4 protein-coding genes, 1 other RNA gene and 2 pseudogenes are annotated in these 6,550 nt (G+C 51.3%); 5 read left to right on the forward strand and 2 right to left on the reverse strand.

Features of this window, described 5'->3' with window-relative positions:
- Positions 1-33 precede the first annotated feature (33 nt).
- Positions 34-492 (reverse strand): annotated as a pseudogene (locus HEM79_RS13655) (galactosamine-6-phosphate isomerase); the annotation flags it as partial.
- Between HEM79_RS13655 and agaR the strand changes: the two are divergent.
- A pseudogene (gene agaR, locus HEM79_RS13660) lies at positions 481-750 on the forward strand (aga operon transcriptional regulator AgaR); the annotation flags it as partial. The pseudogenes HEM79_RS13655 and agaR sit on opposite strands and share 12 nt — an antisense overlap.
- Positions 751-941: 191 nt before the next feature.
- Here agaR and garD read toward each other — a convergent pair.
- A complete protein-coding gene (garD, locus tag HEM79_RS13665; RefSeq protein WP_176241451.1) occupies positions 942-2,513 on the reverse strand; it encodes a galactarate dehydratase in 1,572 nt (523 codons plus the stop codon).
- Between the two features lie 543 nt (positions 2,514-3,056).
- Here garD and garL point away from each other — a divergent pair.
- From garL to rnpB, 4 genes are all read left to right on the forward strand, one after another.
- Positions 3,057-3,827 carry a 2-dehydro-3-deoxyglucarate aldolase gene (gene garL, locus HEM79_RS13670; protein ID WP_176241450.1) on the forward strand — a complete coding sequence of 257 codons (771 nt, stop codon included), beginning with the start codon at positions 3,057-3,059 and terminating at the stop codon, positions 3,825-3,827.
- A gap of 29 nt (positions 3,828-3,856) precedes the next feature.
- Positions 3,857-4,747: a 2-hydroxy-3-oxopropionate reductase gene (gene garR / locus HEM79_RS13675; protein ID WP_176241449.1), complete on the forward strand. Its 891-nt coding sequence runs from the start codon at positions 3,857-3,859 to the stop codon at positions 4,745-4,747.
- Between the two features lie 95 nt (positions 4,748-4,842).
- Positions 4,843-5,988 (forward strand): glycerate 2-kinase, encoded by a 1,146-nt coding sequence (garK, locus tag HEM79_RS13680; protein WP_176241448.1) that lies wholly within the window; start codon positions 4,843-4,845, stop codon positions 5,986-5,988.
- A 32-nt stretch (positions 5,989-6,020) separates the two neighbouring features.
- Positions 6,021-6,397, forward strand: an RNA gene (gene rnpB / locus HEM79_RS13685) — RNase P RNA component class A.
- Positions 6,398-6,550: the final 153 nt, after the last annotated feature.

Consider the following 6,550-nt stretch of genomic DNA (forward strand, 5'->3'; position numbering starts at 1 on the left):
GGAATAAGAGCTGCAACGCCTGTTCCTGGCGAGTTAACGACGACACATCTCATCAATTACGCATGTGAAATGGTTATGCAGCCATAAAAACGACGCCGGGATAGTGGTGGAGACTTTAGCCGTGAGAAAATGTTCTGTCGCATCCTGCTTTCCTTCGCCAGTCACCAGTAACAAAACTTCGCGGGCATTGAGAATATCCTTCATGCCTAAGGTGATTCCACGAGTCACGGGACGACCAGCGGTTTTTAACATCTCATGCTGCTGGGTTTGCGCATCAAGTTGGCTGATATGACAGGCCGGTTGCAGGCTTTCTCCCGGTTCGTTCAGCCCAAGATGACCGTTTTTCCCTAGTCCGAGAACGCACAAATCGAGACCGCCTTTGCGCGCAATCAGATTCGTTACTCGCTCGCACTCTGTCTCGTTTATCTCTTCGGAGCGAAAGCTGATGAGCTGGTCTTCACGTAACCCCAGCGGCTGCACGATATGCTGTTTCTCGGCGTAGACGCTATCGATCTGGAGCGTGGCGTCAGTACGCATAATGAAGATGAAGCTCGTTTAAACCGCCGGATGTGCGAAGTTGCGGAACGGATCATCGTGGTCACTGATTCCAGTAAGTTCAATCGTTCCAGTTTACATAAGATCATCGATACTCAAAGGATCGACATGATCATTGTCGATGAAGGCATTCCTGCCGATAGTCTGGAAGGGCTGCGAAAGGCTGGAGTTGAGGTGATTCTGGTCGGGGAATGATAAATGGTGCCCGCAGGCCAACACGAATGCGTTCGGCGGGCATTGTTCACTGTCCTTTTACAGCCTTTTTTCCGCTCAAATTATAATCTTCAACTAAGGTAATGCAAATGCATTATTAATGGATTAGGGGACTTGAAACAATAAAAACATGGCACTAAGGCCATGTTTTGCGAGGCGCGTTCCAAAAGAAATCAGGTCACTGGCGCCGGGTTAAATACTGCCAGTTGGTTATGCAGTCCCCATTGATCTGAGAAGGTTTTCTTCTTCCCGCTGGCGACGTCGAGAATAAAGTGGAACAGCTTCCAGCCCACCTCTTCAATGGTCTCTTCGCCGGTGGCGATAGTGCCCGCATTAATATCCATCAAATCAAACCAGCGGTTCGCCAGTTCGGTGCGGGTCGCCATTTTAATAACCGGCACCGCCATCAGACCGTACGGTGTACCGCGACCGGTGGTAAATACTTGCACGGTAATCCCTGAAGCTACCTGTTGGGTGCCACAGACGAAATCGCTCGCTGGCGTCGCGGCGTAAATTAATCCGCGTTTGCTCGGGCGCTGACCGGGTGACAGCACTTCAACAATCGCGCTTTTACCCGATTTGGCAATGGAGCCGAGTGCCTTTTCCACCACGTTTGCCAGACCGCCTTTCTTGTTGCCCGGCGAAGGGTTGGCGCTGCGGTCGGTTTTTCCCATATTAAGATAGTTGTCGTACCACTCCATCTCTTCCAGCAGGCGCTTGCCGACCTCTTCATTAATAGCGCGCGGTGTCAGCAGATGGATCGCGTCACGCACTTCCGTTACTTCTGAGAACATCACCGTTGCGCCGCAGCGCACCAGTAAATCAGATGCATAGCCCACTGCCGGGTTTGCCGTTACACCAGAAAACGCATCGCTGCCGCCGCACTGCATACCGACAACCAGTTCTGAAGCCGAGCAGGTTTCTCGCTGCCGTTGATTTAATTTGTGCAGATGGCGCTCGGCAACTTGCAAAATATCCTCGACCATTGACTGAAAACCGACATGCTTTTCATCCTGCAAGCTGACAATACTGGCGTTCTCCAGCGGAATGCTTTGTACATCATCCGTGCCGACCAGCAGGCGTTCAGGCTGCAATTTCTCGCAACCCAGACCGATCACCATCACCTCGCCGCCAAAGTTTGGGTTCAGCGAAATGTTGTGAATGGTACGAATAGGCACCACCGCCGCCGGAGCGTTAATCGCCACGCCACAACCGTACAGGTGATTCAGCCCCACCACACCATCGACGTTCGGGTATTTCGGCAGCAGGTCGCGTTCAATAATTTTCACCACATAATCGACAACACCCGCCACACAATGCACGCTGGTGGTGATGCCGAGCAGGTTTTTGGTGCCCACGCTGCCATCGGCATTGCGATAGCCCTCAAAGGTATAACCTTCAAGTGGCGGTAAGGGTTCCGGCACTTTAGTTGCCAGTGGCAGCGTGTGTAACGGCGGCGCTTCCGGCAGTACGACCATTGATTCATCGATCCAACTTCCGCGTGGGATTGCGCGCACGGCATAACCAATCACTTCACCATAACGAATAATTTCGCTATTCGCAGGGATATCAACTAATGCGACTTTATGCCCCTGGGGAATATGTTCAATTAATTCCAGTCCGTCCGGGAAACGTGTTCCTGCTTTCAGGCCATTATCATTAACAATAATTGCCACATTATCTGTGTCGTGAACTTTTATATAAAACGCAGTCGGCGTTTCTTGCCTGATTTCGATGCTGGCCATTATCCCGTTTTCTCCGGTCGCTGGTAATAATAAATTTATGTTGAGTGATTCTGATGACAGAAATAATTTCATCTGTGAGATGGAATAAGAGTGTCAGGAGATGAAAAGTCAGTATGTGATCAACATCACTAATTATCGTGATAGCAGGGCGACCGGGGCAGGCAAAGCGTAAATATGTGCATTGGCACGCAGCGTGATAGGCATATGCTCAAAATAATATTTATATCAGGCAATCATAATGAGCATTTGCACAATGCCTATTATTTCTGGTCTGATTATACTCATTGTCGGAAACGGATTTATTATTGAGCAGGGTCAATATTCGTTAAGAGAATATTTAATAAATAGCACTGACCTTTTTGCTATCGACTGAATATAAACATAAATAGTGGGATTGCTGAATAAGGAACGCATGTGCCTTTTTAATCTTACTGCCTATTTTTATTGTCATCGAAGAGATTGCCCTCTTTCAATACTGCACCGGGAAGCCTGACTGGCGACATTAAACGTATGGAATTGCAGAAATAAGCAAAGGTATAAGCGATGAATAACGATATTTTCCCAAATAAGTTCAAAGCCGCGTTGGCAGCGAAACAGGTACAGATTGGCTGCTGGTCAGCACTTTCTAACCCAATTAGCACAGAAGTTCTTGGTTTAGCTGGCTTTGACTGGCTGGTGCTGGATGGCGAACATGCGCCAAACGATATCTCCACGTTCATTCCTCAGTTGATGGCTCTGAAGGGGAGTGTCAGCGCGCCAGTGGTGCGTGTACCGACCAACGAACCGGTAATTATTAAGCGTCTGCTGGATATCGGTTTTTATAACTTCCTGATCCCCTTTGTCGAAACGAAAGAAGAAGCGGTGCAGGCGGTGGCATCTACCCGTTATCCACCAGAAGGTATTCGCGGCGTTTCTGTTTCTCACCGCGCCAATATGTTTGGCACCGTGGCGGATTACTTCGCTCAGTCGAATAAGAACATCACCATTCTGGTGCAAATAGAAAGCCAGCAAGGTGTTGATAACGTTGATGCTATCGCCGCAACCGAAGGCGTTGACGGTATCTTCGTTGGCCCCAGCGATCTGGCAGCGGCATTAGGTCATCTCGGCAATGCGTCGCATCCGGATGTGCAAAAAGCGATTCAACATATTTTTAATCGCGCCAGAGCCAACGGCAAACCCTGCGGCATCCTCGCCCCTGTCGAAGTCGATGCGCGTCGTTATCTGGAATGGGGCGCTACGTTTGTGGCCGTCGGCAGCGATCTCGGCGTATTCCGTTCCGCCACGCAGAAACTGGCAGATACCTTTAAAAAATAATCACCACCGCAACAAGAGAGATGATTGATATGACTATGAAAGTTGGTTTTATTGGCCTGGGTATTATGGGTAAACCAATGAGTAAAAACCTCCTGAAAGCAGGTTACTCGCTGGTGGTTGCTGACCGTAACCCTGAAGCCATTGCTGAAGTGATTGCCGCAGGCGCAGAAACAGCGTCTACGGCTAAAGCTATCGCTGAACAGTGCGACGTCATCATAACCATGCTGCCAAACTCCCCTCATGTGAAAGAGGTGGCGTTGGGTGAAAATGGCATTATTGAAGGCGCGAAGCCAGGTACGGTATTGATCGATATGAGTTCAATCGCTCCGTTGGCAAGCCGTGAAATCAGCGAAGCACTGAAAGCGAAAGGTATTGATATGCTGGACGCCCCGGTGAGCGGCGGTGAACCGAAAGCTATCGACGGTACGCTGTCTGTGATGGTGGGTGGCGACAAGGTTATTTTCGACAAATACTATGATTTGATGAAAGCGATGGCGGGTTCCGTGGTGCATACCGGGGACATCGGTGCAGGTAACGTCACTAAACTGGCAAATCAGGTCATTGTGGCGCTGAATATTGCCGCGATGTCAGAAGCGTTAACGCTGGCAACCAAAGCGGGCGTTAACCCGGAGCTGGTTTATCAGGCAATTCGCGGTGGGCTGGCTGGCAGTACCGTTCTTGATGCCAAAGCGCCGATGGTCATGGACAGAAACTTCAAGCCAGGCTTCCGTATTGATCTGCATATTAAAGATCTGGCGAATGCGCTGGATACCTCCCACGGCGTTGGTGCGCAATTGCCGCTAACTGCTGCGGTTATGGAGATGATGCAGGCACTGCGTGCCGATGGTTTGGGAACGGCGGATCATAGCGCCCTGGCGTGCTACTACGAAAAACTGGCGAAAGTCGAAGTTACTCGTTAATGGCGTCGCGCCCGGATGGCGTATTGCAATCCGGGCCTGGAATCCAGGCCGAATAAGAGAAACGCCTCCGGCGTCATGTGGTAACAGGCACAGGTATGAAAATCGTAATCGCCCCAGACTCTTATAAAGAAAGTTTATCTGCCAGCGAGGTTGCGCAGGCGATAGAAAAAGGATTTCGGGAAATTTTTCCTGATGCACAGTACGTTTCGGTTCCGGTTGCTGATGGCGGCGAAGGAACGGTGGAAGCGATGATTGCAGCCACCCAGGGTTTCGAACGTCACGCCTGGGTTACAGGGCCACTGGGCGAAAAGGTGAATGCCAGTTGGGGGATCTCTGGCGATGGTAAAACTGCGTTTATTGAAATGGCGGCGGCCAGTGGGCTGGCGTTAGTACCGTCGGAAAAGCGTGATCCGTTGGTGACGACTTCTCGCGGCACGGGGGAGTTAATTTTACAGGCGCTGGAGAGTGGCGCGACCAGCATTATTATTGGCATCGGCGGCAGTGCCACCAACGACGGCGGCGCGGGGATGATGCAGGCGCTGGGGGCGAAGTTAAGCGATGTCAACGGTAATGAAATCGGTTTTGGCGGTGGCAGTCTTAATACCCTGAATGATATTGATATTTCCGGCCTCGATCCGCGTTTAAAAGATTGCGCTATTCGCGTCGCCTGCGATGTCACTAATCCGCTGGTGGGCGATAACGGTGCTTCGCGTATCTTTGGCCCGCAAAAAGGGGCTAATGAAGCCACGATTATCGAGCTGGACAGGAATCTCTCTCACTATGCTGATGTCATCAAAAAATCGCTGCATGTTGATGTGAAAAACGTTCCTGGTGCAGGGGCGGCAGGCGGCATGGGTGCGGCGCTAATGGCGTTTCTTGGCGCAGAGCTAAAGAGCGGCATTGAGATTGTGACGACGGCGCTCAATCTGGAAGAACATATTCATGATTGCTCGTTGGTGATCACCGGAGAAGGTCGCATTGATAGCCAGAGCATTCACGGTAAAGTGCCGATTGGTGTAGCGAACGTCGCGAAGAAATACAATAAACCGGTAATTGGTATTGCGGGTAGTCTGACGAAGGATGTCGGCGTTGTGCATCAGTATGGCATCGATGCTGTATTCAGCGTGTTGAACAGTATTGTTACGCTGGATGAAGCTTTCAGCGGGGCTTATGACAATATTTACCGTGCTTCGCGCAATATCGCCGCGACGCTGGCGATTGGAATGCGCGACGCGGGGTGACAAGGGCGCGCAAACCCTCTATACTGCGCGCCGAAGCTGACCAGACAGTCGCCGCTTCGTCGTCGTCCTCTTCGGGGGAGACGGGCGGAGGGGAGGAAAGTCCGGGCTCCATAGGGCAGGGTGCCAGGTAACGCCTGGGGGGGAAACCCACGACCAGTGCAACAGAGAGCAAACCGCCGATGGCTCACGCAAGTGGGATCAGGTAAGGGTGAAAGGGTGCGGTAAGAGCGCACCGCGCGGCTGGTAACAGTCCGTGGCACGGTAAACTCCACCCGGAGCAAGGCCAAATAGGGGTTCATAAGGTACGGCCCGTACTGAACCCGGGTAGGCTGCTTGAGCCAGTGAGCGATTGCTGGCCTAGATGAATGACTGTCCACGACAGAACCCGGCTTATCGGTCAGTTTCACCTCTTCAACAGAAACCCGCCAGTGCAAAACTGGCGGGTTTTTGCTTTTGGAGCAAGCGGAAAGATGAATGACTGTCCACGACACTATACCCAAAAGAAAGCGGCTTATCGGTCAGTTTCACCTCTTCAACAGAAACCCGCCAGTGCAAAACTGGC

The sequence above is a fragment of the Escherichia sp. 93.0816 genome (genome assembly GCF_013368855.2).
GTDB lineage: Bacteria > Pseudomonadota > Gammaproteobacteria > Enterobacterales > Enterobacteriaceae > Escherichia > Escherichia ruysiae.